The organism is Herbaspirillum sp. WTB6, assembly GCF_057457785.1.
Map to the genome: position 1 here is coordinate 62528 of NZ_CP176522.1, position 26081 is coordinate 88608.

The following is a 26081-nucleotide window of genomic DNA, read 5'->3' on the forward strand; positions in this document are numbered from 1 at the left end:
ATTCTATCAAACGGTTATTCAATGGCGGTGGTACACAAAGCGGTATTCCTTGGTTATAGCGTGGAACAGATGTTCGCCCTGGTGGATCGGGTAGAGGACTACCCATTGTTTCTGCCGTGGTGCGGCGGCGTCGCGGTGCGCGAGCGGCAGGCAGACCGCCTGGTGGCGACCATCACCATCCAGTACCGCGGCGTGCATCATGCCTTCACCACCGAAAACACCAACGCGCCGCCGACCGCGATGAAGATGCAACTGGTGGACGGCCCGTTCCGGCATCTGGACGCAAGCTGGAACTTCAAGCCGCTGAAGGCCGATGCCTGCAAGATCGAGTTCGACATGCATTACGAATTTTCGAATCGGCTGCTGGAGCAGATCATCGGCCCGGTCTTCAGCATGATCGCAAACAGCTTCGTCGATTCCTTCTGCAAGCGGGCCGAGGCTGTGTATGGCTGACGGTGGTGGCAAGATCGCGGTGCAGGTCTGCTATGCGCGGCCCGAGCGCCAGCTACTGCTGAGCCTGGAGGTGGCCGCCGGCAGCACGCTGCAGCAGGTGATTACCGCTAGCGGGATATTGCAGCAGGCGCCGGAAATCGATCTGGCCCGCGCCCGAGTCGGCATCTACGGTAAGTTGAAGGCGTTGGAAAGCATCGCGCGCGAGCACGACCGGATCGAAATCTACCGGCCACTGATTGCGGACCCCAAGGAGGCGCGTCGGCGCCGCGTCGGTAAGCGGCGTTAGCCGGCCAAGCGTCGCCGAGCGTGGCTAGCGTCATTCGCAGGCTTTGAGTGCGCTGCGCACATCGCGTTCTTCCTGCGCCCGTTGCGCATCGTCCAGGAACACCCGCTCGCCATTCTTGTCGATGCCGGCCATCCGCACCCCCGAAGCCAGGGTTTTTTGATACTGGCGGGCGCGTTCGCAGCTCTTGGTTTTTTCATCAGCGATACGGCGTTGCTCGGCCTGCTTTTTTTCCTGCTCGGCCTGATCCGCGCGGCGCTTGACGAATTCCGCATTCTTCTCGGCCAGGGTCGGCGGCGCCTTGGCCTTGCTGGCGGCGCCGTCGGTCGCGGGCTCAGCGGCGGCCTGCGCTGGCGCGGCAGGGCGCACCGCGTGCGGCGTTTTCAGGATTCGACTGGCGGCTACCGAAGGCGGTGGCGGCAGATCGGAATACTGCTTGCGGCCGCCATCATCGAGCCACACGTATTGGGCGAATGCCAGGCTCGCCAGCGTCCAGCCGCCGGCCAGGACGGTCGCGGTGCAAATCGATTTCAGTCGACTCCGGTTCATTGTTATTCCTTGGATGGTGAGCGGCCGGGACGATTTCGCCACGCTTTTTTCCGTCTGTCAACGTAACTGGTGCGAAACAGGCATGTTTTACCAGAAACAACGGCCGGCGGGCCGTCGTGACTTGGCGATTTCTGTATAATTCGCTTTTGCGCCTGTAGGAAACATTATGCGTCTACTCCACAAAGCACTCACCTTCGATGACGTGCTGCTTGTCCCCGCGTTTTCCAACGTCCTCCCCAAAAACACTTCCCTGCACACGCGCCTTACCCGCAACATCACGCTCAACATTCCGCTGCTGTCGGCGGCGATGGATACCGTGACCGAGGCGCGACTGGCGATCGCGATGGCGCAGGAAGGCGGCATCGGCATCGTGCACAAGAACCTGAGTCCGAAAGATCAGGCGCGCGAAGTGGCGAAAGTCAAGCGTTTCGAATCCGGCGTGGTGCGCGATCCGATCACGATCCCGCCCACCATGAAGATCCGCGACGTGATCGCGCTGTCCGATCAGCACGGCATCAGCGGCTTCCCGGTGGTGGAGGGCAAGCAGGTGGTTGGCGTGATCACCAATCGCGACCTGCGTTTCGAGGAAGAACTGGATGCCCAGGCGCGCGACAAGATGACGCCGCGCGACAAGCTGGTGGTGGTGAAAGAGGGCGCCGAACTAGAAGAAGCCAAGCGCCTGATGAACAAGCACCGGCTGGAACGGGTGATCGTGGTCAACGATGCCTTCGAACTGCGCGGGCTGATCACGGTCAAGGACATCCTAAAGTCGCATGAACATCCGCTCGCTTCCAAGGACGAGCACGGCATGTTGCAAGTGGGCGCGGCGGTGGGGGTCGGCCCCGACAACGACGAGCGGGTTGAGTTGCTGGTGCAGGCCGGAGTCGACGTGCTGGTGGTGGATACCGCGCACGGCCATTCGAAAGGCGTGCTGGATCGCATCAAATGGATCAAGGCGCGCTATCCGAAAATCGAAGTGATCGGCGGCAATATCGCGACCGCGGCAGCGGCGCTGGCGCTGGTGGAAGCCGGGGCCGACGCGGTCAAGGTCGGCATCGGTCCCGGTTCGATCTGCACCACGCGCATCGTGGCCGGCGTCGGCGTGCCGCAAATCACTGCGATTTCGAATGTGGCCGAGGCCTTGAAAGGGACTGGTGTACCGTGCATTGCCGACGGCGGCATCCGTTTTTCGGGCGATATTTCGAAGGCGCTGGCGGCCGGCGCGTCTACCGTGATGATGGGCAGCATGCTGGCCGGCACCGAAGAAGCTCCGGGCGAGGTGATCCTGTACCAGGGCCGCAGCTACAAATACTATCGCGGCATGGGCAGCCTGGGCGCGATGGCGGACGGCTCGGCCGACCGCTATTTCCAGGACCCGGCCAACAATACCGACAAGTTCGTGCCGGAAGGAATCGAAGGCCGCGTCCCCTACAAGGGCAGCGTGGTGGCGATCCTGTATCAGTTGATCGGCGGCGTGCGCTCATCGATGGGCTATTGCGGTTGCGCCTCGATCGATGAATTGCGCGAACGGGCCGAGTTTGTCGAAATCACTTCGGCCGGGATGCGCGAGTCGCATGTGCATGATGTCCAGATCACTAAGGAAGCGCCAAATTATCGCGCCGATTGAGTGCCGGCACACCGGCTGAAGCGGCGTTGCCCAGGCACCATCGAATGAGCAATCCAGAGCGGACCAATCAGGCTGGCGGCGAGGCGACCGCGCTCGAATCGGGTTTTTTCCCCGCAGCCGAGGACGCGCAGATGGTTCGCATCCGCCGCATCGGCAAGCATTTGTTTTCTGTCGCCAGCTGCCTCGTACAGTGGTATGGCGTTGCAGCCGAGGGCGCCGGCGGGCGCTCGATGGCGGCGATCGAGGCCGCATTTTGCCATGATCTGCCGCCGCTGGATGCGGTGCGCGTGGTGACTGATACCCGGGCGGACGCCGCGCTGGCCATACATCGCTCGGTGCTCGGGGCGCCGTACATCCGTTTTTATGCCGGCTGTCCGGTCCGCAACGCCAGCGAGGCCGTGGTGGGTGCCCTGCATCTGGTTGACTACGGCTCCCGACAGTTCGGCGAGCAGGAGCGTGAGTTGCTGCTTGATCTGGCGGCCCAGGTCGAGCGCGAATTGCGCCTGCAGACGGCCGGCGCGGCGCAACTCGACCTGTTGAAGAAGAACAAGAGCCTGCGCCGGGATTCCCTGCTCGACCCGTTGATCGGCACCTGGAACCGGGTCGCGATTACGCGCCTGGTGGCAGTCGAAAAAGAGCGTTGCAATAACAATCGGCAACCGCTATCGCTGGTCCTGGTGGGAGTCGATCATTTCAAGAAATTGAACGACAGCCTCGGGCAATCCACTTGCGATACGATCCTGGTCAAGATCGCCAGCCGCCTGCGTTCCTGCATTCGTCCCGGCGACGCGCTGGGCCGCTATATCGGCGACCAGTTGCTGGTGGTGCTGCCCGGCGCCTCCCATGTGGTGGCGGAATCGGTGGCCGAACGCATGCGGCGTGCAATCATGCTGCCGCCCGAACTCGGCAGCGATGCCAGCAGCGTGACCATCAGCATCGGCAGCGCATCGACCAACCTGTTTCCCTCGGCCACGGCCGAAGACCTGATTCGTCACACCGATTTGGCGCTATATGCGGCCAAGGGTGCCGGCCGTAATTGCGTGGTGCAAGCCCGGCCGCCGTTGTCCTGATTTTCCAATTGCTTCCTTTTCGCCCTTTCCGATGCATACAAAAATCCTGATTCTTGATTTTGGCTCGCAAGTGACGCAACTCATCGCACGTCGCGTGCGCGATGCCGGCGTGTTTTCCGAAGTCCATCCGTATGACGTCAGCGATGATTTCATTCGCGACTATGCCCGGGACGGATCGCTGCGCGGCATCATCCTGTCCGGCGGCCCGAACAGCGTGACCGAAGACGACACGCCGCGGGTGCCGCAATCGGTGTTCGAAATCGGCGTGCCGGTGCTGGGCATCTGCTACGGCATGCAGGCCATGGCGCAGCAGTTGGGCGGCAAGGTCGAGATGGGTAAGGTGCGCGAATTCGGCTATGCCGAAGTGCGCGCGCGCGGCCATACGGCGTTGCTGGACGGGATCAACGACTTTGTCACGCCGGAAGGCCACGGCATGCTCAAGGTCTGGATGAGCCACGGCGACAAGGTCAACGAAATGCCGCCCGGTTTCAAATTGATGGCTTCCACCGACAATTGCCCGATTGCCGGCATGGCCGACAAGGCACGCCATTTTTACGCGGTCCAGTTCCACCCGGAAGTCACCCATACGCTGCAAGGCGAGGCAATCCTGACCCGCTTCGTGCATGAAATCTGCGGCTGCAAATCGGACTGGAACATGCCCGATTACATCGCCGAAGCGGTGGAGGCGATCCGCCGCCAGGTGGGCGGCGACGATGTCATCCTCGGGCTGTCCGGGGGGGTCGATTCAAGCGTGGCGGCAGCCCTGATTCACCGCGCCATCGGCAACCAACTGACCTGCGTTTTCGTCGACCACGGCCTGCTGCGGCTGGGCGAGGGCGATGCGGTGATGGACATGTTCGCCAAAAATCTGGGCGTCAAGGTGATCCGGATCGATGCCAGCGACCAGTTCATGCACCATCTGCACGGCGTCACCGATCCGGAACAAAAGCGCAAGATCATCGGCCGCGAATTTGTCCACGTGTTCCAGTCCGAGGCAAGCAAGATCACGAATGCGAAATGGCTGGCGCAGGGCACGATTTATCCGGACGTGATCGAAAGCGCCGGCAAGGGCAAGAAGGGGCACACCATCAAGAGCCATCACAACGTGGGCGGCCTGCCGGAAACCCTGAACCTGAAATTGCTGGAGCCGCTGCGCGAGCTGTTCAAGGATGAAGTGCGCAAGCTTGGCGTGGCGCTCGGATTGCCGCATGCGATGGTGTACCGCCATCCATTCCCGGGGCCCGGCCTCGGAGTGCGCATCCTGGGCGCAGTAAAGCAGGAATTCGCCGACTTGCTGCGCCGGGCCGACGCCATTTTCATCGAAGAATTGCGCAACACCGTCGATCAGGCCAGCGGCAAGAGCTGGTACGAGCTGACTAGTCAGGCGTTCGCCGTGTTTCTGCCGGTGAAGTCGGTCGGCGTGATGGGCGATGGCCGCACCTACGACTATGTGGTGGCGCTGCGCGCGGTGCAGACCCAGGATTTCATGACTGCGCACTGGGCGCATCTGCCGTACGAACTGCTGGGCAGGGTCTCCAACCGCATCATCAATGAAGTACGCGGCATCAATCGCGTGGTGTACGACATTTCCGGTAAGCCGCCGGCGACGATTGAGTGGGAATGACGCATTAGGTTTGATTGAAACGCCGCGCTCGGGCGTGGCGAAAATTCGGTGATACCGGTCAGACGTCTGAAAACCCAATCCGTCAGGCCGCCGGATTATTCTTTGTACTGGTATCCGTATTGCCGGGATGCCGCTCCAGATAGTCGCGAATCAATTGCCGCACGACTTGGGACGGAGTCAGGTCTTGCGTGGAACAAAGCTCCTCGAAATTTTTTTTCTTGACGGGGTCGATCAGGACGGTCAAGCGGGCGGTTTTTGTTTCCATTATCATTCTCCACGGATTGGGCGCAAAATTATAATTTGATTGTAATCAAATTATGCTAATGGTGCGGAAAATTGCCAGAATGGCTACTGTCATTCGTGCCATTCGGTAAAAACCGGGGATATTGTTGACTTACAGCATCAAGGAAATTTTTTACACATTGCAAGGGGAGGGCGCGCATGCCGGGCGGCCGGCGGTATTTTGTCGTTTTTCCGGCTGCAACCTGTGGAGCGGCCGCGAAGCCGATCGCGCCAGTGCGATTTGCCAGTTTTGCGATACGGATTTCGTCGGTACCGATGGCGTGCTGGGCGGCAAGTACGAGGTGCCCTCGCTGGTGCAGGCGATCGACCGGCTCTGGCCGGCAAGCTACCCGTCCAACAAGTACGTCGTATTCACCGGCGGCGAACCGACGCTGCAGCTTGATGTGCCGCTGATCGATGCGATGCACGCGGCCGGATTTACCATCGCGATCGAGACCAATGGCACCTTGCCTGTGCCTCCTGGTGTCGACTGGATTTGCGTCAGCCCGAAGATGGGGGCGCCGTTGCGTGTCCAGGCCGGCAGCGAATTGAAGGTGGTGATTCCGCAAGCGGAGCAGAACCTTGCCGATTACGAGGCGCTCGCGTTCCAGCATTTTTTCGTGCAACCGATGGATGGTCCCGATCTGGAACGCAATACCAGACTGGCAATCGACACCTGCAAGCAGAATCCAAGATGGAAATTAAGCCTGCAAACCCATAAACTGCTGCAAATTCCATGAGCACCACTTCCACGCAACCCGAATCCGCCATGCTGACGATTACCCGCAAGCTTGAATTCGACGCCGGCCACCGGATTCCCGATCACAAGAGCCAGTGCCGCAACCTGCACGGTCATCGCTATACCCTTGAGATCACGCTGATCGGCGCCGTGATCGACGAGGAAGGGCGTTCCGACAACGGCATGATCATGGATTTTTCCGACATCAAGACGCTCGCCAAGCAGCATCTGGTCGATGTCTGGGATCATGCCTTTCTGGTGTATGAAAAGGACCACGCGGTGCGCGATTTCCTGGCGACGCTGCCGGGCCATAAGACGGTGGTGATCACCCGCATTCCGACGGTGGAAAATCTGGCGCGCACTGCATTCGATTTGCTGCAAGTCGCGTTCCAGGATCATTTCGGCACCGGTTTGCGGTTGCAGCGGCTGGTGCTGCACGAAACGCCGAATTGCTGGGCAGAAATCAACGCGCCGGTCTGATTCGATGCGCGACATCATCCTGATGCAGCAGGCGCTGTCGCAAGCGCAAAATGCCAGGTTGCTGGGCGAAGTGCCGGTGGGCGCGCTAGTGGTCAAGGATGGTACGGTCATTGCGACCGGCTTCAACCAGCCGATCGGCACCCATGATCCGACCGCGCACGCGGAAATCGTGGCTCTGCGGGCTGCGTCCGCGCTGCTCGGCAATTACCGGCTACCCGGCTGCGAGTTGTTCGTCACGCTCGAACCTTGCGCGATGTGCGCCGGCGCCATGCTGCATGCGCGGCTGGCGCGGGTGGTATTCGGTGCCACCGACCCCAAAACCGGCGCCGGCGGTTCGGTGATCAACCTGTTCGAGCAGGCCCAAATCAATCACCAGACCGAGCTGGTTGGCGGCGTGCTGGCCGATCGGTGCGGCGCCTTGCTGAAGGATTTTTTTGCCGAGCGGCGCCGCCTGCAACAACGCGGGGGAGCACAATGACAGAAGATTTTCCTGGCCGCGGGCAGGGGGTTGCTGTGGCCCTGGTCGCGCCGTCCGGCTACGCTTACGACCCGGCCGCGGTCGAACGCGGTATCGCACGCTTGCAGGAGGAAGGTTGCCGCGTCAAGCGCTATTTCGACCCGGCGCAGCAGTACCAGCGCTTCGGTGGCACCGACCGGCAGCGCGCAGCACAGTTAATGGCAGCGGCGGCCGATCCGGACGTGCAGGTGGTGCTGGCGCTACGCGGCGGTTATGGGCTGACGCGGATCTTGCCGGCGCTCGATTTCGATCGACTGGCCGCCAGCGGCAAGCTGTTCGTCGGCCACAGCGACTTTACAGCGTTCCAGATGGCGCTGCTGGCGCGTACCGGCGCCGGCAGTTTCGCCGGGCCGATGCTGTGCGACGACTTCACCCGGGCGCAACCCAGCCGGTTCACGCTGGACGATTTCTGGCGCTGCCTTGCCGGCGGCGCACACACGCTGCAGATCCCCGCAGCCGACAATCCGACGCTCGATGTCTGCGGCACGTTATGGGGTGGCAACCTGACCATGCTTACCCATTTGGCCGGCACCCGTTACCTGCCGCAGATAGAGGATGGCATCCTGTTCGTCGAAGATATCAACGAGCACCCCTATCGGATCGAGCGCATGCTGCTGCAACTGCTGCATGCGGGGGTGCTAGCGCGGCAGCAGGCCTTGCTGCTGGGTGATTTTTCCAACTATCGTTTGAACGAGTACGACAACGGCTACGATTTCGATGCGATGCTGGTGTATCTGCGCGCCCATTGCCCGATTCCGGTGGTAACCGGGTTACCGTTCGGGCATATCCCGGACAAGGTAACGCTGGCGGTCGGTGCGCAGGCGCAATTGACCGTTGACGATTCGCAAGGCCAATTGACGATGTCGCGCTACGCGGCGCTCGCTGGTCCAAGCCAGCCTTGATGCAGAGGCCGGTGGCCTGCGGCGAAGGCGCTCAAGGAGCCGGCGGTGCATCCGGGGCCGAGCCGGGCAAAGCAAGGGTGCTGGCGACTTCCTGATCGTCAACTTGCGGGAAATGCCGGTAGAACTGGCTGACCGCGTGAAAGTTATCCGGCGCATGCAGGCAGATCAGCCTGTCCGCAAACGGCATGACGTCGGTCAGGCTGGCGGGCGGGGCCAGCGGCACGGCGCATACGAGCTCCGCCGGATTTCGGGCGCGAACCGCATGCAGCGCGGCGATCATGGTGGCGCCGGTGGCCAGGCCGTCATCAATCACGATGGCGATGCGGCCAGCTGGATCGATCGGGCGCCTGAACGGCGTGTATTGCACGCGCCGCCGCGCCAGAAGCTCCAATTGCCGGGTTTTTTCCTGTTCGATGAATGCCCGCATCCCGGCGGAATCCTCAATTTCGGAGGAAAGATAGGCCCAACCGCTTTCGTCGACGGCGCCGATCGCATATTCCGGATCAAATGGGGCCGCCAGCTTGCGCACCAGAACCACGTCCAGTTCGCCGCCGAGTTGCTGCGCAATGATCTTGCCCATCGGCACTGAGCCGCGCGGAATCGCGAGAATCAATGGCTTGCGGCCGCGATAGTCGCGCAAGCGCGAGGCCAGTGCTAGCGCCGCTTCGGCACGATCGGCAAAGAGGCATTGTGCGGTCATTGAATTTTCGCTCCTGGATGCATTCGTCGCCGGCGTCGGATTTTTCTGCGGGCGGTGTGCTATGGGCGCTGGTACAGGCCGATCAGTTCGGTCTGCTCGATGATATGGCCCTGCATCGCGCGTTCCAGCTTCGCCCTGCTCGGATGGTCAAGATCGGGGAGCGTCGCGTCCAGTGCATACAGGCGGAAAAAATAGCGGTGGCGCCCGATCGGCGGGCATGGCCCGCCATAGCCGATGCGCCTCCAGTCATTCAGCCCTTCCAGCGTTTCAGCCGGCAACTCGGCCGAAGGCACGCCGCGCGGCAGGCCGGAAGCATTCGCCGGGAGGTTGTAGAGCATCCAATGCACCCAGACTCTCTGCGGTGCCGCCGGATCGGGAGCATCGGGGTCGTCCATGATCAGCGCCAGGCTTTTCGCCCGGGGCGGAATGCCTGACCAGGACAGCGCTGGAGACAGGTCGCGGCCATCGCAGGTATAGACGGCCGGAATGCTCCCGCCGGCGCCAAACGCACTGGAGGTCAGCTCGAGGCACGCGGCGCTCTGGCTCTGCGCCGGCATAACCTGCGCCACCAGTCCGACCACCAGCACGGACCCCAAGCTCAGGAAGCAATGTTTTTCAGCGAGCATGGCGTTTCAGAGCCTTGGCGTGTCCCTGTTTTGCGCCCGCCGTCGGCCAGCGGGATGGTGCGCACCAGGAAGACGCATGCTTTTTCAGTACGACATCAATACCGGTACAGTCATCGATTGCAGCAGCGTGCGGGTAACTCCGCCTAGCACCACCTCGCGAAAACGCGAATGGCCATAGCAGCCCATTACGATCAGGTCCGACGACAGGTCGGAAGCCAGCGATAGCAGCGCGTTGCCAACATCGGTTTCGACCGTGACTTCTTCCCGCACGTTCACCGTTACTCCATGCCGGGCGAGATAGAGAGCAATATCGGCACCCGGCTGTTCGCCGTGCACTTCTCCCTGAGTGGAGGAATTGAATATCGCCACTTCTACCACTGAGGCCCGCCGCAGCAGGGGAAGTGCGTTATGCACCGCGCGTTTGGATTCCTTGCTGCCGTTCCAGGCGATCAGTACCCTGGAGCCAACGGATTTGAAGTTGCCGGTGTATGGAACGATCAGGACCGGAGTGCCGGAATTCATCACCACATATTCGGGAAAATCGGCTTGCAGATAGGGAGAAACCTCATCCGGGTCGTATTGCCCCAGAACGACCAGGTCGCAATACTCCGCCTGCAGACTGACGCCGTCAGCCGCCTCGTCGTCCACCAGCCGACTTTCAAACGACAGGACCCCGGTTTGTTGTGCCAGCTTGTCGAATTTTTCCAGTGTTTGGCGGCCCCGCTGGCGCAACACCTCCAGATACGGAGCGATGGCCGAATCGTCGGGGTTGACCGTCACGCTTTCGTAAAGAAATCGCGACACGCCGGTCATTGCCGTGCCAATCAGATGGGCGTTTTCGCTGATGGCGATGTTGGCAGCGATCTTGATCCGTGCATCGACATTTGGGGATTCATCCACATGCACGAGGATGGTTTTATAGCTCATACCGCACTCCTGATTTTGTGTTGGTTTCATCCGCATTAGGCTTGCGGGCATTTGCACGCAAGTTGACAGGCTACTCTGGATGCCGTGCTCGTAGCGTTCCGGCAAGCGGGAAATTTTATTTTTTTGATATGCATCAAGCAAGTCTGCGCAACCGGCAAGAGTGGGGGCATGGCTGCTTTTGGGAGGGGGCGCAAATCGCCTTCCGCTTTGGCCGTCCCGGCGGTGAACTCCGCGAAATCCGATTTATTGATACTCTTGCGGCTTTGCAACGAAGGCAGGGCTCGTGCTGCCTTCCCACTTCATCAAACCATTCTGCAATGACTACCTTCCAGGCCAGCCCGTCATCCGCCTTGTCGCACACTGAAGTGCGGTCGGTCATTATCGGCCTGATGCTGGCGATCCTGCTCGGCGCGCTCGACCAGACCATCGTTTCCGTGGCATTGCCGAAAATGTCGGCCGAACTGCAGGGCTTTGAACTGCTGGCCTGGGTGGTCTCCGGTTATCTGGTGGCGGTGGCGGTGGCGACGCCGATCTATGGCAAGCTGGGCGATCTGTACGGGCGGCGCGCCATGCTGTCGTCGGCGATCGCAATTTTCCTGATTGCCTCGGTCGCGTGCGCGCTGGCGCAGTCGATGCCGATGCTGGTGGCAGCGCGCATCCTGCAGGGGCTGGGCGGCGGCGGCCTGATTTCGGTGGCGCAGGCCACCATAGCCGACGTCGTGGCGCCACGCGATCGCGGCCGTTTCCAGGGGTATATCAGCGGCGCCTATGCGGTCGCCAGCGTCTGTGGGCCGCTGGCGGGAGGTTTCCTGACCGCCTACCTGTCGTGGCGCTGGGTGTTCTGGATCAACCTGCCGCTCGGGTTGGCCGCATTCGTCATCTCGCGCCGGGCGCTGGCGCGGCTGCCGGTGCCGCGGGTCAAGCGGCCGGTCGATTATCCGGGCGCGCTGCTGCTCTCGCTCGGGCTCAGCCTGCTGCTGATCGGCATCACGCGCATCGGCCAGGGCACGGCCTGGAGCGAAACACTCAATCTGCAATTGTTTGCCATCGCGGCTGCCGCGTTGGCGGCATTCCTGTGGCAGGAGCGGCGTGCGCTGGAACCGATCATCCCGATCGACCTATTCCGCATGCCGACGGTATCGATCTGCTGCAGCGTCCTGTTCATTGCCTTTTTTCAGATCGTCTCGCTGTCGGTGCTGATTCCGCTGCGGCTGCAGATGATGACCGAGGTCGGGGTCGAAGGCTCGGCCCTGCAACTGATCCCGCTGTCGCTGGCAATCCCCTTCGGCGCCTATGTCGGCGGCAGCCTGACAGCGCGCAGCGGCCGCTTCAAGCGCATCCAGCTGAGCGGCGCGCTGCTGGTGCCGTGCGCGGTGCTGGGCCTGGCCTTGATCGATCCGCGCGCCAGCATGGCGGGCATCCTGCTGATGGCGCTGACCGGCCTTGGCATCGGTCTGCAATTGCCGACCTCGATGGTGGCGGTGCAGAACGCGGTGCCGCACAGGCATGTCGGCATCGCCACCGCAGTGACTGCGTTTTTCCGCTCGTTGGGCTCCGCAGTAGGGATTGCGATATTGATGGCGCTACTGCTGGCGATGCTGCATCAGCAGGCGCCGGAACTGGCCGGGCCGCTTTCCGGTGCCGAAATCATCCGCGTGATGGTGGGCGCGGCGGGCGAGGCGGCGCCGCAAATGGGACACGCATTGCACGCCCAATTGCGCGTTGTCGTACAAGACGCATTCCAGAGCCTGTTCATCGTCGCCGCCCTGGTGGCGTCATTGGCCGTGGCGCTAGTGCTGATGATCCCGGACCAGATATTGGGCGAGCAGGCTCCGTTGTAAGCAGGCGCCGGCCGGATGGCTAGGGCTTCAACTGGGCGCGGATTTCGCCGCCGGGGTGGGCCGCGCTATGTACATTCACATACAGATTGCCGCTCTGGAAGGCCTTGTATTGGGCGCCGGTCAATTTGGCCCCGGCCGGAACCGCCCAGCCGCCATCGCCTTTTTTCTCCAGCGGCACGATCACCGGGCCGTTCTTGCCGGCGGCTCCTTCATGGATATGGGCCATCGTGCCTTCCACGCCGGAGGTGGTGACGCTGCCGCTGACCGACCCGTCGGCGTTGATGACCAGCGTGCCGCTGCCGGACGCGCTGGTGGTGACCGGCGGTACTTCGTTGCCGCCATTCAACGCGACCTTGACATCGGCGGCGCTGGCCAGTCCGGCAGCGGAGCCAAGGGCGCCGGCGGCGATCAGGCTCATGATTAGTGCGCGGCGTGATTTCTGAAGCATGAGATTCATCGAAATTCTCCTGGTGATTGCTGCGGTTGTGACAAGGGCGAAACACGGATGACGACTGCGCTCGAAACCATTTCGGGTGCCCGCTAGCGCTGCCAGTAACCTTGCTTGCCGTAGAAATCATGCAGGCTGGTTTCATAGGCGCGGTCGATTGCGGCCGTGTCGTCATATGGAGGACTGTTGCTGATAGCATCCCGGCTCAGCGCGGTGTGCACCACCGAATCGCTCCAGTCGATGTCCTCGATCCATTCGGTGGCGATCAGCACTGTTTTGCCGCCGGGCCACCATCTGCGCGTGTCGACTACCAGGTAGCGTATCGCCCACCCCTCGTCGTCGAAAATGAAATCGCTGACGTGGCCGATGCTGCCGTCGCTGGCATGCAGGCCGTAACCGCGCACCTCGTTGGTACTGCGCAGATGCAGGTCTTCCGGCCGTACTTCGACTTCCAGCGCGGCGCGGCGCAGGTCTTCCTGCGTCGGCGGAATCGGCGTGAAGATCGGATATTCCGAGGCTCCCCTGATATACGGGCCGCCCCAGTAAGGGGCGTAGCCGTAGTAGCCGAAGAAGTCGATCTCGTGCTGGCGCGATACCGGCTTGTGGGTGTCGATGTCCGGACTGTTCCTGATTTGCTGTTGCGTCAGGTCCACCTCCAGCCGGTTGTCCTGATCGTCGATACGGATCACCGAGATCGGTGAAATCAGCACTTCACGCCCCAGGAGCCACAATCCGGTCTTGACCACCAGATAGCGAATCCCCCACTGCTGATCATCGAAAAACGCCTGCTCGACGCTGCCAATCTCGCCGTCCGTGGCATGTAGGGTCAAACCGTGCAGGTTATGTTCACTGCGTAACATGGGTGCCTCGCGATCCACCGATCATGCAAGTGTGACAACGGGCTCCGGCTGGCGTTCCATCGAAAATCAGCAGTCGCCCATTGTGACGCCCGATGTTATCCGGGTTTCAATATCAACAGGAGTATATGTAAAAGTTCTTTGCAAATAGAACAGAAATTGCTCATGATTTCTGGAGTATATGAGTTTGCGCAATGCGTTGTTCAAACTCGAGTTCGGCGCGCAAGCCATCCAGGTCGCGCTGCACTACCGCTAGTGCCAGCCTGACGCCGTTGCGCCAGTAGCCGATGCTGCAATCGCGCGCCTCCAGCGAGCCGTCGATCTCGATCCGGTCCCAGGTTTCGGCGTGGCCGGTGTAGCCAAGCGTGAAGTCGTATTGTTCGGTCCAGAAGAACGGCACCGCATCAAACGGCTCGCGCTTGCCCAGCATGTTGCGCGCCGCAGTCTGCCCCTGGCGCTCGGCCACTGCCCAGTGCTCGACCCGGATCGGTGCCCCGGACAGGCGATCCGGCCAGCGCGCGATATCGCCGGCGGCAAAGATCCCGGGCACGCTGGTTTCCAGGTATTCGTCGACGGCAACCCCGCGATCCAGTTTCAGCCCGGCCTGTTGCGCCAGCCCGAGCACCGGTGCAACGCCGATGCCGACCACCACCAGCTCGGCCGCCAGCGTTTCGCCGTTCTGCAGCGTCACGCTGTGCGAATCGATTGCCGCGGCACTGGTGTTCAGGTGGAAATGCACGCCATGCGCCTCATGGAGGGCGCGCAGGAAAGCGCCGACTTGCGGTCCCAGCACGCGCTCCATCAGGCTGCTTTCGCGCCCGACCACGTGCACCTCGATGTTGCGTGCGCGCAGCGCGGCCGCCACTTCCAGGCCGATGAAGCTGGCGCCGATGACGACCGCGCGCCGTGCCGTGCTGGCGGTGGCGATCAGGGCATTGCTGTCGGTCAGCGTGCGCAGCGTGTGGACGTGCGGCAGATCGGCGCCCGGCACCGGCAGGCGCAGCGGTTCGGCACCGGTTGCCAGCAGCAGGCTGTCGAACGAGTACTGGCTGTCGTCCACCAGCAGCAGGTGCCGGCGCACGGTATCGATCTCCGCCACTTCGGCGTTCAGCCGCAGATCGATGTCGTGCTCGCGATAGAACTCCGTCGAGCGCAATGGAATCCATTCCGGCGGCGCGCTGCCGGCCAGGTAGGACTTGGACAGGTTGGGGCGGTCGTACGGAACCGAGGAGTCGGCCGAGAGCATGGTGATGCCGCCCGTATAGCCTTCGCGCCGCAGCGTTTCCGCCGCCGCGTTACCGGCGGCGCCGCCGCCGACGATCAGGATCGATTGCGGCAATCCGGGGCTTGCCGCCAGCGCCGGTGGCTTGGCCGGCTGGATTTGCTCCCGTACATACACCATGCCCTGCGCCTGCTCGATGCGCCAGCAGGCCACCGGATTGAGCGCCGGCGCCCGCACTGCCGCCCCGGTGCGCAAACTGAAACAGGCGTGGTGCCATGGACAGCGCACCGTATCGCCGACCAGCAAGCCTTCCGCCAGCGGTGCACCATAATGGCTGCAGGTGGCGCCGATCGCGAACAGATCATTGCCGCGTCGCGCCAGCAGCACTGCTTCTCCTCCCACGTGTCCGAGCAGCATGCCGTTGTCGGTCACGCTGGCAAACGGGACGCCGGCGGCCAGATCGGGGCCGGTAATCTCACTGCTTGTCGAATCACTCATTCCACCCTCCGTTGTAAGGCTTTCGCCATGCCGATGCATGTCGCCAATATTATTGTGGCGGTTTTGATCATAAAACTTTTCCGCTTGCGCTGTTGGAAGCGGGCGCCGGCCGTTGCTCCGGATGCTGCCGCACGATCGGCCTGATAGCCCGGCCAATTCACATACCCCACTATTTGAATCTTGATTACACCCATAAATATTTGGAAAAATCAATATACTCCACCTATTAAATTATATTTTTAGAACTATTTCCGGTGCCTGGCCTCTATCGTGTGTATCTGGATACCTTGCGTGGTGTCGGACCGGTGCGCATTTGGCGTGCATTATCGGTATGCAAAAGCCGGATACGTGATCGGCATCCCGCGAGCCAGCGGCGCGCCGGATTTGCGCCGGGAATCTGGCGCTGTTGACGGTGGATGGCGTGCCGCAGGGAACTCCGGCGCTCGGGCTGAGGGATGATCGGCGTCCGCATCAGGTCGGGTTGTGGATTCATCGGATGGCGGACGATGCGCAACGATAGAGGAGGGCCAGGATGCAAATCGGCATGATCGGCCTGGGGCGGATGGGCGCCAGCATGGCGCGGCGCCTGATGCAGGCCGGCCATCGGTGCGTCGCCTACGATGCCGAGCCGGCGGCGGTCGCCGCACTCGCCGCGCGAGGTGCGGTCGGCGCCGACTCGCTGACGATGCTGGTGGCGGCGCTGGAACCGCCGCGCGCGCTGTGGCTGATGCTGCCGGCGGTGGCGGTGGACCAGGTGCTGGCCGGGCTGATACCGCTGCTGGGCGTGGACGATATCGTGATCGATGGCGGCAATTCGCTCTATCACGACGACATTCGCCGCAGCGCCGCGCTGCGGCCGCAGGGCATCCATTATGTGGATGTCGGCACCAGCGGCGGCGTGGCCGGCCTGGAGCGCGGCTATTGCCTGATGATCGGTGGCGAACCCCAGGCGGTGCGCCGTCTCGAGCCGATTTTTGCGGCGCTGGCACCCGGTGCCGGCAGCGCGCCGCGCACGCCGGGCCGCATCGGCGTCCCGACGCCAGCGGAGCGGGGCTACCTGCATTGCGGCAATGCCGGCGCCGGCCATTTCGTCAAGATGGTGCACAACGGCATCGAGTACGGCCTCATGGCCGCGTATGCCGAAGGCTTGAATATTCTGCGCAATGCCGATGCCGGCAAGCATGCGCGCAGTGCCGACGCCGAAACCGCGCCGCTGCGCCATCCCGAGCATTACCAATACGATCTGAATCTGGCCGACATCGCCGAGGTCTGGCGCCGTGGCAGCGTCATCGGCTCCTGGCTGCTGGACCTGACCGCCGCTGCCTTGCACGCGAATCCGGAACTGAGCGATTACGCCGGCCGCGTCTCGGATTCGGGCGAAGGGCGCTGGACGCTGGCGGCGGCCATCGACACCGGGGTTCCGGCGCCGATCCTCTCGGCCGCCATATTCGAGCGTTTCAGTTCGCGCGGCGACGCCGATTTCGCCAACAAGTTGCTGTCGGCGATGCGCCACCAGTTCGGCGGCCATCTCGAAACCACGGGGCCGCGCAAATGACGCAGACCCAAATGGCAGAAGGGGCAGAAGGCCAATCCGACGCCTTGGTTTTCTTTGGCGCCACCGGCGACCTGGCCTGCAAGAAAATTTATCCGGCGCTGCAGGCCATGGTGTGGCGCGGCCAACTGGATCTGCCGATTATCGGCGTGGCCCGCTCCGGCTGGAGCCTGGAACGCCTGCGGCAGCGGATCCGCAGCAGCCTGCATGAATATGGCAGGCTGGACGAGCACGCCTGCGGCAAGCTGTGCGGGCAGTTGCGCTATGTCGACGGCGACTATGACGACGACGCCACGTATGAACGGCTGCGTCAGGCACTGGGCGAGGCGCAGCGGCCGCTGCACTACCTGGCGATCCCTCCCAGCATGTTCGGGCCGGTCGCGCGCGGGCTGGCCCGCTCGGGCTGCGGCCGGGGGGCGCGGATCATCGTCGAAAAGCCATTCGGGCGCGACCTGGCTTCCGCCGAAAAACTGGACGCGACGCTGCATCAATCATTCCCCGAGTCGGCGATCTTTCGCATCGATCATTATCTGGGCAAGGAAGCGGTGCTGAACCTGCTGTATTTCCGCTTCTCCAACGCCTTTCTGGAATCGATCTGGAACCGCGATCATGTTGCCAGCGTGCAAATCACCATGGCCGAGAATTTCGGCGTCGAAGGCCGCGGGCTCTTCTATGAAGAGGTCGGCACGCTGCGCGACGTCGTGCAGAACCACTTGCTGCAAGTCATGACCCTGCTGGCCATGGATGCGCCGGTGGGTCGAGGCGTCGATATCCTGCGCGATGAAAAACTGCGCCTGCTGCGCGCGATCCGGCCGCTCGACCCGACGGAAGTGGTGCGCGGCCAGTTCGACGGTTACCGCCAGGAACAGGGTGTGGCGGCCGATTCCAGAGTCGAAACCTTTGTCGCGCTGCGGCTGCATGTCGACAGCATGCGCTGGGCCGGCGTGCCGTTCTATATCCGCGCCGGCAAGCAGATGCCGCTCACCGCGATGGAAGTGCTGGTCCAACTCAGGCGCCTACCGCAGGCCGTGTTCGATGCGATGGGGAAGGTCGGCTCGAATTATTTCCGCTTTCGTTTCAGCCCGAACGTCGGCATTTCGCTCGGCGCATGCGTCAAGCTGCCTGGCCCGGAGATGGTCGGCCAGGCCACCGAACTGATCGCGCAGCGCGATCCGGGCGACGACATGACGCCTTATGAGCGCCTGTTCGGCGATGCCTTGCGCGGCGACCCGTCCCTATTCACGCGCGACGACTGCGTCGAGCAGGCATGGCGCATCATTGACCCGGCCTTGCATGGCGGCGCAGCGCCGATCGGATACCCGGTCGGCAGTTGGGGGCCGGAGCGAGCCGCGCAATTGACCGAATGCGACGGCGGCTGGCATGACCCGATCTCGAATAGTCGATCATGAACGGAGCGCAGAAACTTCACCAGCTCGGTCAGAGCCTGTGGCTGGACAACATCACCCGACAAATCGTGCGCGACGGCACCTTGCGCCGTTATATCGACGATTTCGCGCTGACCGGGCTGACCTCCAACCCGACCATCTTCCAGAAAGCGATCGGCGACACGGATTTCTACGACGGGGCGATCCTCCAAAAGACCGGGGAAGGCAAGGCCGGCGAAGAGGTGTTCTTCGAACTGGCGCTGGAAGACCTGACCGCGGCCGCCGATCTGTTCCGCCCCGTGTACGAAAGGACGAATGGGGTCGACGGCTGGGTGTCGCTGGAGGTGTCGCCGCTGCTGGCTGACGATGCCGAGGCCAGCGTCCGCGCGGCGCTGGCCCTGCACGCGCGCGCCGCGCGGCCCAACCTGTTCATCAAGATTCCCGGTACCGCCGCCGGCTTGAGCGCAATCGAGGAATCCATCTACCTGGGCGTGCCGATCAATGTCACGCTGCTGTTTTCGCGCGAGCAGTATCTGGCGGCGGCGGCCGCCTACATGCGCGGCATCGAGCGTCGCCTGGCGGCCGGCCTGGATCCGAAAGTGGCCTCGGTAGCTTCGATTTTCGTCAGTCGCTGGGATGTGGCGGTGAAAGACAAGGTGGCGCCGGAACTGCAAAACCGGCTCGGCATCGCGATTGCTCAGCGCGCCTATCCGGCCTACCGCGAACTGCTGGCGTCGGCGCGCTGGCGCCGGCTTGCCGCCGCTGGCGCGCAGCCGCAGCGCCTGCTGTGGGCCAGCACCGGCACCAAGGACCCGGCGGCGCCGGATACGCTCTACATCGAAGCGCTGGCCGCGCCCGACACCATCGACACCATGCCGGAAAAGACCTTGCTGGCCTTGGCCGCCCATGGCCAGTTGAGAAAGACGATGACGGCGGATGCCGCAGCCGCCGGCGAGTGGGAAGGGGTGCTGGCCAAGTTCGCGGCCTGTGGCATCGACGATGCGAGCCTGGCCGGACAATTGCAACGCGAGGGCGCCCAGGCGTTCGCCAAATCCTGGCGACAACTGTTGGCCGCCATTGCTTCCAAGGGCGAGCAGTTGCGAAACGCTGCTGATGCGAAGGTGGCGCCGTGACGGCCGGCGATTCGGGCGCCGCGCCAACCCTGACTGAGCGTCCGGCCTGGCAAGCGCTGGCAGCGCACCAGCGGGCGGTAGGCGGGCTGCATCTGCGCCAATTGTTTGCCGACGATCCGGGGCGCAGCGAGCGCTTTGCGGCCGAAGCGGCCGGACTGTATCTCGACTATTCGAAGAACCGCATCACCGGCGAAACCCTGCAACTGTTGCTGCAACTGGCCGCCGAATGCGGCCTGCGGGCGCGGATCGACGCCATGTTCCATGGCGACAAAATCAACGTCAGCGAGCAGCGCGCGGCCTTGCACGTGGCGCTGCGCGCCAGCGCCAATGAGCATCTTCTGGCCGATGGCCTGGACGTCGTGCCGCAAGTGCACGCGGTACTGCACAAGATGGCCATCTTCAGCAATCAGGTGCGCGACGGCGAATGGCGCGGGCAGGGCGGCAAGCGCATCCGTAACATCATCAATATCGGTATCGGCGGCTCGGACCTGGGGCCGGTGATGGCGTACGAAGCATTGCGCCATTACAGCCTGCGCGAACTGAGGTTTCGCTTCGTCTCCAACGTCGACGGCACCGACCTGGTGGAAGCGTTGCGCGGTCTGGATGCGGAAGAGACGCTGTTCATCGTCTGCTCCAAGACATTCGGCACCCTGGAGACCCTGACCAACGCCCGCGCCGCGCGCGCCTGGTGTGTGGAAAAGCTGGGTGATCCGCGAGCGGTGGGCCGGCATTTTGTCGCGGTGTCGAGCAATGCCGAGGCGGTGGCCGAATTCGGCATCGACCGTGAGCATATGTTCGGCTTCTGGGATTGGGTCGGTGGCCGCTATTCGATGGATTCGGCGATCGGCCTGTCGACCATGATCGCGATCGGACCCGAGAATTTTCGCGCGATGCTGTCCGGCATGCATGCGCTCGACGAGCATTTTCGCAGCGCACCGTTCGAACGTAACCTGCCGGTGCTGATGGGACTGTTGGCGCTGTGGAACAACAATTTTCTCGGCATGGAGACGGTCGCGGTGTTGCCCTACGCACAGTACCTGAAGCGCTTCCCGGCTTATCTGCAACAGTTGGCGATGGAAAGCAACGGCAAGCACGTGACGCGCGATGGGCAGCCGCTCGGCTACCAGACTGCGCCCGTGTATTGGGGCGAGCCGGGCACCAACGGCCAGCATTCGTTCTACCAGTTGCTGCATCAGGGGACCCGGCTGGTGCCATGTGATTTCATTGGCTTTTGCCAGGCGTCGAATCCGCTTGGGCGGCAGCACGACATGCTGATGGCGAACCTGTTCGCGCAGGGCGAAGCGCTGGCGTTCGGCAAGACGGCCGCGGAAGCGCGCGCCGAAGGCACGCCGGAGCGGACGGTGCCGCATCGTACCTCCGAGGGCAATCGCCCCAGCAACACCATCCTCGCCGAGCGGCTGACGCCACAGACGCTGGGTGCGCTGATTGCGCTATATGAGCACAGCGTCTTCACGCAAGGCGCGATCTGGAACATCGATTCCTTCGACCAGTGGGGCGTCGAACTGGGCAAGGTGCTGGCGCAGAGAATCATTCCCGAACTGGAGAGCGCGGGGGAACCGAGCCTGGCGCACGACAGTTCGACCAATGCGCTGATCCGGCGCTATCGCCACTTCCGGAAGGAGACATCATGAACATCGGCTACCACCACACGCTGTACGTATTGCCGTTCGATCACCGCCAGTCGTATGTGAGCGGGATGTTCGGCTTTCATCCGCCACTGACGTCAGGCCAGCATGACAAGGTGGTGGACAGCAAGCAGTTGATTTACGAAGGGTTCCAGCAGGCGCTGGCTGACGGCGTTTCGAAGGACAATGCCGGCCTGCTGGTGGACGAGGAATTCGGCGCCGCGATCCTGCGCGATGCGATCGCGCAGGGCTATACCACCGCGCTCTCGGTCGAAAAGAGCGGTTCGGACGAGTTCGAATTCGAATACGGCCCGGATTTCGCCGCGCATATCGATGCCTTCAAGCCGACGTTTGCGAAGGTGCTGGTGCGCTATAACCCGGAGGGCGATGCCGCTCTCAACCAGCGCCAGGCGGCGCGCCTGAAGCAACTCTCCGATTTTTGCCACAAGAGCGGCCGGCGCTTCATGTTCGAATTGCTGGTGCCGGCGACCAAGGCGCAACTGGAAGCGCTGCACGGCGACAAGGACGCCTACGACCGCCAGACTCGTCCCCATCTGATGCTGCAGGCGATCCGTAGCCTGCAGGATGCGGGGGTCGAGCCCGATGTCTGGAAGATCGAAGGCGTGGAGCGGCGCGAGGACTGTCTGCGCATCGTCGACGTGGTGCGGCGCGATGGTCGGAGCGAAGTCGGCTGCATCGTGCTCGGGCGCGGTGCCGATGAAAGCAAGGTAAGCGCCTGGCTGCGGACCGCGGCTGGGGTGCCGGGATATATCGGCTTCGCGGTCGGCCGCACCAGCTTCTGGGATGCGGTCAAGGATTACGAGGGTGGACAAGTCACCCGCCAGCAGGCGCGCGATCGCATCGCCGCGCGCTATGCAGGCTGGGCAGCCATCTTCGAGCGCGAGCGGCAGGCGGCCACTACCGGCGGTGCGCCATGAGCGAGCAGGCGCAAATCGACCAACGCTGCGTCGATACCCTGCGCACGCTGTCGATCGACGCGGTGCAAAAGGCGCAATCCGGCCATCCCGGCACGCCGATGGGCGCGGCGCCGGCCGCATTTTGCCTGTGGCAGCGCTTTTTGTGCTACGACCCGCAGGACCCGGATTGGCCCAACCGCGACCGCTTCGTATTGTCGGTCGGCCACGCCTCGGCCTTGCTGTACAGCCTGTTGTACCTGTGTCGGGTCAGGGCGACGGCGCCCAGCTATCGGCAAGCCGGGCGGCTGGCGGTGACGCTGGACGATCTGCAAAGCTTCCGCCAGCTCGACAGCCGCTGCACCGGCCACCCGGAATATGGCTGGACCTCGGGTGTCGAAGCCACCACCGGCCCGCTCGGGCAGGGCACGGCGAACAGCGTCGGCATGGCGATCGCCGGGCGCTGGCTGGCGGCCACCTACAACCGTCCCGGCTACGAACTGTACGACTACCGCGTCTATGCGCTGTGCGGCGACGGCGACATGATGGAAGGCGTCAGCAGCGAAGCGGCGTCGCTGGCCGGGCATTTGAAGCTGGCCAATCTGTGCTGGATCTACGACGCCAACCGCATCTCGATCGAAGGGCCGACCGCCATCGCGTTCACCGAGGATGTCGGAGCGCGGTTTGCTGCCTACGGCTGGCAAGTGCTGCGGGTACCCGACGCCAACGACCTGGCGCTGCTGGAGGCGGCCTACCACACCTTCCAGAACACGCTGGAGCGGCCGACGATGATCATTGTCGATAGCCATATCGCCTATGGTGCGCCGCATAAGCACGACACGCGCGAGGCGCACGGCGAGCCGCTTGGTACGGAGGAGGTGCGGCTGGCCAAGGAATTCTATGGCTGCGATCCCGACCGGCAGTTCGACGTGCCGGCCGGCGTGGTCGAGCATTTCGCGGCGCACTTCGGCCGACGCGGTGCCGGCGCGCATGCGGCGTGGGGAACACTGTTTGCCGGGTACAGCAAGCAGTATCCTGACTTGGCAGCGCAGATCGACTGCATGCGCGCACGTGGCTTGCCCGCTGGCTGGGATGCGGAGTTAAAGGCATTTGCGCCGGACGCGCAGGGCATGGCGACGCGCGAATCGTCCGCTACGGTACTCAACGCCATCGCCGCCCGGGTGCCGTGGCTGCTGGGCGGCGCGGCGGACTTGGCGCCGTCGACCAAGACCGATCTGAAAGACCCATTGTTCGGCAATTTCCAGCCGCCAAACACGGATCGCAGCGCGGCTGGCGACTATCGGGGGCGGAATTTTCATTTCGGTGTGCGCGAGCATGCGATGTGCGGGATCGCCAACGGCATGAGCCTGTCGCAACTGCGTCCGTTTGCCGCCAGTTTTTTGATTTTCACCGACTATTGCCGTGGCGCCTTGCGGCTGTCGGCGATGATGGAAATCCCGGTCGTATATATCTGGACGCACGATTCGATCAGCCTGGGGGAAGACGGACCGACCCATCAGCCGGTCGAACAACTAGCGGCGCTGCGTGCCATGCCGGGCATGATCGTGCTGCGCCCGGCGGACGCCAATGAAGTGGTGGAAGCTTGGCGCTTCATCATGGCCTGCCGGGACCGGCCGATTAGCCTGGTGCTGACGCGGCAGGCGGTACCCACCTTCGATCGCAGCCGCTGTGCGGCGGCGGCCGGCCTGGCATGCGGCGCCTATGTCCTGGCGGATGCCCCGGACCAACAGCCGGAGGTGCTGCTGCTCGGCACCGGCAGCGAGGTCGCGCTGTGCCTAGCGGCGTATGAGCAATTGAAGGCCGAGGGCGTCCACGCCCGCGTGGTCAGCATGCCGTCGTGGGAATTGTTCGAACAACAGAGCAGGGAATACCGTGCAAGCGTGCTGCCGCCGGCAATCGGGGCGCGGGTGGCGGTGGAACAGGCATCCGGCTTCGGCTGGGAGCGGTATGCCGGGCCGGACGGCGCGGTGCTGGCGATGCACACCTTCGGCTTGTCGGCGCCCGGGAAGATCGTCGCCCGCCATTTCGGCTTCGCGCCGCAGCACGTGGTGCAGGCGGCACACGCCCAAATCGAGCGAGTGAACCGGAGGATGCATGGCTAACGCAGCCGATGCGGCGGCAGCGACCGCGCAGCAGATCAGTCCGCTGGCCGGCAAGCCGGCACCGCGTTCCATGCTGGTTGACGTGCCGAAGCTGATCACGCAGTACTACACCGAAACACCCGACCCGGCGGTGGCTGCGCAGCGCGTGGCGTTCGGCACCTCCGGTCATCGCGGTTCGTCGCTGGAGTGCAGCTTCAACGAAGCGCATGTCCTGGCGATTACCCAGGCCATTTCCCAGTACCGCAAGCAGCGCGGCATCGATGGCCCGCTGTTTCTTGGCATCGACACCCATGCGCTGTCGCAGCCTGCCTATGCCAGCGCGCTCGAAGTGCTGGCCGCAAATGGCGTCGAGGTGATGCTGGCAGAGGGCGATGAATATACGCCAACGCCGGCGGTGTCGCGTGCGATCCTGGTCTACAACCAGGGGCGGCGTGGCGGCCTGGCCGACGGCATCGTCATCACGCCGTCGCACAATCCGCCCGACAATGGCGGCTTCAAGTACAACACGCCCAACGGCGGGCCGGCCGAGACCGATGTCACGCGCTGGATCGAGGCCAGGGCCAACGCGCTGCTGGAGGCGGGTCTGGCCGGCGTCGACAGGATTTCTCTGGCAAGGGCGCTGCGCGTTGGCACCACTCACCGGCATGATTTTCTCGGCGCCTACGTCGACGATCTGGCGAACGTCATCGACATGGATGCGATTCGCGGCGCCGGCGTGCGCATGGGCGTCGATCCGCTGGGTGGCGCCGGCGTGCACTACTGGGGCCGGATTGCCGAGCGCCATGGTTTGAACCTGACGGTCGCCAGTGACCAGGTCGACCCGACTTTCGGCTTCATGACGGTCGATTGGGACGGCCAGATCCGGATGGACCCTTCCTCGGTCTATGCGATGCAGCGCCTGATCGGCATCAAGGATCGGTTTGACATTGCCTTCGCTTGCGATACCGATCATGACCGGCACGGGATCGTCACCCGGGGCAGCGGATTGCTGCCGCCGAACCATTATCTGGCGGTGGCGATCGATTATCTGTTTCGGCACCGGCCGCATTGGCCGGCACAGTCCGGGGTCGGAAAAACCGTGGTCAGCAGCCGCATGATCGATTTCGTCGCCGCCCGCCTGGGACGGCCGCTGTTGGAAGTGCCGGTCGGCTTTAAGTGGTTTGTCGAGGGGCTGTTCGACGCTTCGCTAGGCTTTGCCGGCGAGGAGAGTGCCGGCGCCTCGTTTTTGCGGCAGGACGGTTCGGTCTGGAGCACCGACAAGGACGGTATCGCACCGGCGCTGTTGGCGGCCGAAATCACGGCGCGGCTACAGCATGACCCGGGCGATGCCTACGTCGACCTCACGCACGAGTTCGGCACCCCGGTATTCCAGCGCTTCGAGGCGGCGGCAACGCCGACGCAAAAGCGCAAGCTGGCGCAGTTTTCGGTCCAGCAGATACGCGCGCACGAACTGGCGGGAGAGGCAATCGAAAGCGTCCTGACCCAGGCGCCGTACAACAAGGCGCCAATCGGCGGAGTGAAGGTGGTGGCGAAAAGCGGGTGGTTCGCGGCGCGTCCATCCGGCACGGAGGATATCTACAAGATTTATGCGGAAAGCTTTCTCGGCACCGATCATTTACAGCGCATCGTGAGCGAGGCCCGGGCGATTGTCGGCACGGCCCTCGATGCGGCGGCCAAATAAGC

Annotated in this window: 25 protein-coding genes; 17 read left to right on the forward strand and 8 right to left on the reverse strand. The window is 63.2% G+C overall.

Annotation, left to right across the window (positions count from 1 at the left end):
- Positions 1-21 precede the first annotated feature (21 nt).
- Both ACK2VC_RS00265 and ACK2VC_RS00270 read left to right on the forward strand, forming a co-directional pair.
- Entirely contained in the window at positions 22-453 is a 432-nt protein-coding gene (locus ACK2VC_RS00265) for a type II toxin-antitoxin system RatA family toxin (protein ID WP_486731608.1), read from the forward strand.
- Positions 446-739: an RnfH family protein gene (locus ACK2VC_RS00270; RefSeq protein WP_486731609.1), complete on the forward strand. Its 294-nt coding sequence runs from the start codon at positions 446-448 to the stop codon at positions 737-739. The genes ACK2VC_RS00265 and ACK2VC_RS00270 overlap by 8 nt, the downstream gene beginning before the upstream one ends.
- 30 nt (positions 740-769) lie before the next feature.
- On the opposite strand, the gene ACK2VC_RS00275 is transcribed toward ACK2VC_RS00270, so the two are convergent.
- Complete coding sequence (locus ACK2VC_RS00275; protein ID WP_486731610.1) at positions 770-1285, reverse strand: DUF4124 domain-containing protein; 516 nt, start codon at positions 1283-1285, stop codon at positions 770-772.
- Positions 1286-1451: 166 nt separating this feature from the next.
- Between ACK2VC_RS00275 and guaB the strand changes: the two genes are divergently transcribed.
- From guaB to guaA, 3 genes are read left to right on the forward strand one after another with little or no spacing between them, the layout of a single operon-like run.
- Entirely contained in the window at positions 1452-2912 is a 1461-nt protein-coding gene (gene guaB / locus ACK2VC_RS00280) for an IMP dehydrogenase (RefSeq protein WP_486731611.1), read from the forward strand.
- A gap of 44 nt (positions 2913-2956) precedes the next feature.
- A complete protein-coding gene (locus ACK2VC_RS00285; RefSeq protein WP_486731612.1) occupies positions 2957-3982 on the forward strand; it encodes a GGDEF domain-containing protein in 1026 nt (341 codons plus the stop codon).
- Positions 3983-4013: 31 nt separating this feature from the next.
- On the forward strand, positions 4014-5606 hold the full coding sequence (gene guaA / locus ACK2VC_RS00290; RefSeq protein ID WP_486731613.1) for a glutamine-hydrolyzing GMP synthase: 1593 nt from the start codon (positions 4014-4016) through the stop codon (positions 5604-5606).
- Between the two features lie 82 nt (positions 5607-5688).
- On the opposite strand, the gene ACK2VC_RS00295 is transcribed toward guaA, so the two are convergent.
- Complete coding sequence (locus ACK2VC_RS00295; RefSeq protein WP_486731614.1) at positions 5689-5871, reverse strand: CopG family transcriptional regulator; 183 nt, start codon at positions 5869-5871, stop codon at positions 5689-5691.
- Positions 5872-5995: 124 nt separating this feature from the next.
- Between ACK2VC_RS00295 and queE the strand changes: the two genes are divergently transcribed.
- Genes queE through ldcA form a run of 4 tightly spaced genes read left to right on the forward strand, consistent with a single transcriptional unit; the run spans position 5996 to position 8526 of the window.
- A complete protein-coding gene (queE, locus tag ACK2VC_RS00300; RefSeq protein WP_486731615.1) occupies positions 5996-6628 on the forward strand; it encodes a 7-carboxy-7-deazaguanine synthase in 633 nt (210 codons plus the stop codon).
- Positions 6629-6657: 29 nt separating this feature from the next.
- Positions 6658-7107 (forward strand): 6-carboxytetrahydropterin synthase QueD, encoded by a 450-nt coding sequence (gene queD / locus ACK2VC_RS00305; protein WP_486733274.1) that lies wholly within the window; start codon positions 6658-6660, stop codon positions 7105-7107.
- 4 nt (positions 7108-7111) lie between these two features.
- Positions 7112-7585, forward strand: a complete 474-nt coding sequence (gene tadA, locus ACK2VC_RS00310; RefSeq protein WP_486731616.1) for a tRNA adenosine(34) deaminase TadA — start codon at positions 7112-7114, stop codon at positions 7583-7585.
- Positions 7582-8526, forward strand: a complete 945-nt coding sequence (gene ldcA, locus ACK2VC_RS00315) for a muramoyltetrapeptide carboxypeptidase (RefSeq protein WP_486731617.1) — start codon at positions 7582-7584, stop codon at positions 8524-8526. Before tadA ends, ldcA begins: the two co-directional genes overlap by 4 nt.
- Before the next feature lie 31 nt (positions 8527-8557).
- Here the strand turns inward: ldcA and ACK2VC_RS00320 are convergent, their stop codons facing one another.
- The 3 genes from ACK2VC_RS00320 to ACK2VC_RS00330 all read right to left on the reverse strand — a co-directional run bounded on the left by ACK2VC_RS00320 (position 8558) and on the right by ACK2VC_RS00330 (position 10779).
- On the reverse strand, positions 8558-9226 hold the full coding sequence (locus ACK2VC_RS00320) for a phosphoribosyltransferase (RefSeq protein ID WP_486731618.1): 669 nt from the start codon (positions 9224-9226) through the stop codon (positions 8558-8560).
- A gap of 59 nt (positions 9227-9285) precedes the next feature.
- A complete protein-coding gene (locus ACK2VC_RS00325) occupies positions 9286-9852 on the reverse strand; it encodes a YbhB/YbcL family Raf kinase inhibitor-like protein (RefSeq protein WP_486731619.1) in 567 nt (188 codons plus the stop codon).
- 84 nt (positions 9853-9936) lie between these two features.
- Entirely contained in the window at positions 9937-10779 is an 843-nt protein-coding gene (locus tag ACK2VC_RS00330; protein WP_486733275.1) for a universal stress protein, read from the reverse strand.
- A 317-nt stretch (positions 10780-11096) separates the two neighbouring features.
- Here ACK2VC_RS00330 and ACK2VC_RS00335 point away from each other — a divergent pair, with 317 nt between their 5' ends.
- On the forward strand, positions 11097-12620 hold the full coding sequence (locus ACK2VC_RS00335) for an MDR family MFS transporter (protein WP_486731620.1): 1524 nt from the start codon (positions 11097-11099) through the stop codon (positions 12618-12620).
- A gap of 19 nt (positions 12621-12639) precedes the next feature.
- Here the strand turns inward: ACK2VC_RS00335 and ACK2VC_RS00340 are convergent, their stop codons facing one another.
- From ACK2VC_RS00340 to ACK2VC_RS00350, 3 genes are all read right to left on the reverse strand, one after another.
- The gene (locus ACK2VC_RS00340) at positions 12640-13077 is read right to left on the reverse strand and encodes a CHRD domain-containing protein (protein WP_486731621.1); all 438 of its coding nucleotides are present in this window, start codon (positions 13075-13077) and stop codon (positions 12640-12642) included.
- An 83-nt stretch (positions 13078-13160) separates the two neighbouring features.
- Entirely contained in the window at positions 13161-13928 is a 768-nt protein-coding gene (locus ACK2VC_RS00345; protein WP_486731622.1) for a PRC-barrel domain-containing protein, read from the reverse strand.
- A 160-nt stretch (positions 13929-14088) separates the two neighbouring features.
- Positions 14089-15645: an FAD-dependent oxidoreductase gene (locus tag ACK2VC_RS00350; protein WP_486731623.1), complete on the reverse strand. Its 1557-nt coding sequence runs from the start codon at positions 15643-15645 to the stop codon at positions 14089-14091.
- Between the two features lie 532 nt (positions 15646-16177).
- Here ACK2VC_RS00350 and gnd point away from each other — a divergent pair.
- Genes gnd through pgm form a run of 7 tightly spaced genes read left to right on the forward strand, consistent with a single transcriptional unit; the run spans position 16178 to position 26079 of the window.
- Positions 16178-17200, forward strand: coding sequence for a phosphogluconate dehydrogenase (NAD(+)-dependent, decarboxylating) (gene gnd / locus ACK2VC_RS00355; protein ID WP_486731624.1), 1023 nt, complete (start codon positions 16178-16180; stop codon positions 17198-17200).
- A gap of 11 nt (positions 17201-17211) precedes the next feature.
- Positions 17212-18606 carry a glucose-6-phosphate dehydrogenase gene (gene zwf / locus ACK2VC_RS00360; protein WP_486731625.1) on the forward strand — a complete coding sequence of 465 codons (1395 nt, stop codon included), beginning with the start codon at positions 17212-17214 and terminating at the stop codon, positions 18604-18606.
- On the forward strand, positions 18603-19715 hold the full coding sequence (gene tal / locus ACK2VC_RS00365) for a transaldolase (RefSeq protein WP_486731626.1): 1113 nt from the start codon (positions 18603-18605) through the stop codon (positions 19713-19715). The genes zwf and tal overlap by 4 nt, the downstream gene beginning before the upstream one ends.
- On the forward strand, positions 19712-21367 hold the full coding sequence (pgi, locus tag ACK2VC_RS00370; protein WP_486731627.1) for a glucose-6-phosphate isomerase: 1656 nt from the start codon (positions 19712-19714) through the stop codon (positions 21365-21367). Before tal ends, pgi begins: the two co-directional genes overlap by 4 nt.
- Positions 21364-22299 (forward strand): 2-deoxy-5-keto-D-gluconate 6-phosphate aldolase domain-containing protein, encoded by a 936-nt coding sequence (locus ACK2VC_RS00375; RefSeq protein ID WP_486731628.1) that lies wholly within the window; start codon positions 21364-21366, stop codon positions 22297-22299. The genes pgi and ACK2VC_RS00375 overlap by 4 nt, the downstream gene beginning before the upstream one ends.
- Entirely contained in the window at positions 22296-24398 is a 2103-nt protein-coding gene (gene tkt, locus ACK2VC_RS00380) for a transketolase (RefSeq protein WP_486731629.1), read from the forward strand. The genes ACK2VC_RS00375 and tkt overlap by 4 nt, the downstream gene beginning before the upstream one ends.
- Entirely contained in the window at positions 24391-26079 is a 1689-nt protein-coding gene (gene pgm, locus ACK2VC_RS00385) for a phosphoglucomutase (alpha-D-glucose-1,6-bisphosphate-dependent) (RefSeq protein ID WP_486731630.1), read from the forward strand. Before tkt ends, pgm begins: the two co-directional genes overlap by 8 nt.
- Positions 26080-26081: the final 2 nt, after the last annotated feature.

What these genes read in the sequence shown, in the direction of transcription:
- ACK2VC_RS00320 (WP_486731618.1), bottom strand. Translation starts at nt 9,226, where the DNA reads ATGACCGCACAATGCCTCTTTGCCGATCGTGCCGAAGCGGCGCTAGCA.
- queD (WP_486733274.1), top strand. Translation starts at nt 6,658, where the DNA reads ATGCTGACGATTACCCGCAAGCTTGAATTCGACGCCGGCCACCGGATT.
- guaA (WP_486731613.1), top strand. Translation starts at nt 4,014, where the DNA reads ATGCATACAAAAATCCTGATTCTTGATTTTGGCTCGCAAGTGACGCAA.
- ldcA (WP_486731617.1), top strand. Translation starts at nt 7,582, where the DNA reads ATGACAGAAGATTTTCCTGGCCGCGGGCAGGGGGTTGCTGTGGCCCTG.
- ACK2VC_RS00265 (WP_486731608.1), top strand. Translation starts at nt 22, where the DNA reads ATGGCGGTGGTACACAAAGCGGTATTCCTTGGTTATAGCGTGGAACAG.
- ACK2VC_RS00295 (WP_486731614.1), bottom strand. Translation starts at nt 5,871, where the DNA reads ATGGAAACAAAAACCGCCCGCTTGACCGTCCTGATCGACCCCGTCAAG.
- ACK2VC_RS00345 (WP_486731622.1), bottom strand. Translation starts at nt 13,928, where the DNA reads ATGTTACGCAGTGAACATAACCTGCACGGTTTGACCCTACATGCCACG.
- zwf (WP_486731625.1), top strand. Translation starts at nt 17,212, where the DNA reads ATGGCAGAAGGGGCAGAAGGCCAATCCGACGCCTTGGTTTTCTTTGGC.
- tkt (WP_486731629.1), top strand. Translation starts at nt 22,296, where the DNA reads ATGAGCGAGCAGGCGCAAATCGACCAACGCTGCGTCGATACCCTGCGC.
- ACK2VC_RS00285 (WP_486731612.1), top strand. Translation starts at nt 2,957, where the DNA reads ATGAGCAATCCAGAGCGGACCAATCAGGCTGGCGGCGAGGCGACCGCG.
- pgm (WP_486731630.1), top strand. Translation starts at nt 24,391, where the DNA reads ATGGCTAACGCAGCCGATGCGGCGGCAGCGACCGCGCAGCAGATCAGT.
- ACK2VC_RS00270 (WP_486731609.1), top strand. Translation starts at nt 446, where the DNA reads ATGGCTGACGGTGGTGGCAAGATCGCGGTGCAGGTCTGCTATGCGCGG.
- ACK2VC_RS00350 (WP_486731623.1), bottom strand. Translation starts at nt 15,645, where the DNA reads ATGAGTGATTCGACAAGCAGTGAGATTACCGGCCCCGATCTGGCCGCC.
- guaB (WP_486731611.1), top strand. Translation starts at nt 1,452, where the DNA reads ATGCGTCTACTCCACAAAGCACTCACCTTCGATGACGTGCTGCTTGTC.
- ACK2VC_RS00325 (WP_486731619.1), bottom strand. Translation starts at nt 9,852, where the DNA reads ATGCTCGCTGAAAAACATTGCTTCCTGAGCTTGGGGTCCGTGCTGGTG.
- ACK2VC_RS00275 (WP_486731610.1), bottom strand. Translation starts at nt 1,285, where the DNA reads ATGAACCGGAGTCGACTGAAATCGATTTGCACCGCGACCGTCCTGGCC.
- ACK2VC_RS00375 (WP_486731628.1), top strand. Translation starts at nt 21,364, where the DNA reads ATGAACATCGGCTACCACCACACGCTGTACGTATTGCCGTTCGATCAC.
- ACK2VC_RS00335 (WP_486731620.1), top strand. Translation starts at nt 11,097, where the DNA reads ATGACTACCTTCCAGGCCAGCCCGTCATCCGCCTTGTCGCACACTGAA.
- ACK2VC_RS00330 (WP_486733275.1), bottom strand. Translation starts at nt 10,779, where the DNA reads ATGAGCTATAAAACCATCCTCGTGCATGTGGATGAATCCCCAAATGTC.
- gnd (WP_486731624.1), top strand. Translation starts at nt 16,178, where the DNA reads ATGCAAATCGGCATGATCGGCCTGGGGCGGATGGGCGCCAGCATGGCG.
- tadA (WP_486731616.1), top strand. Translation starts at nt 7,112, where the DNA reads ATGCGCGACATCATCCTGATGCAGCAGGCGCTGTCGCAAGCGCAAAAT.
- tal (WP_486731626.1), top strand. Translation starts at nt 18,603, where the DNA reads ATGAACGGAGCGCAGAAACTTCACCAGCTCGGTCAGAGCCTGTGGCTG.
- ACK2VC_RS00340 (WP_486731621.1), bottom strand. Translation starts at nt 13,077, where the DNA reads ATGAATCTCATGCTTCAGAAATCACGCCGCGCACTAATCATGAGCCTG.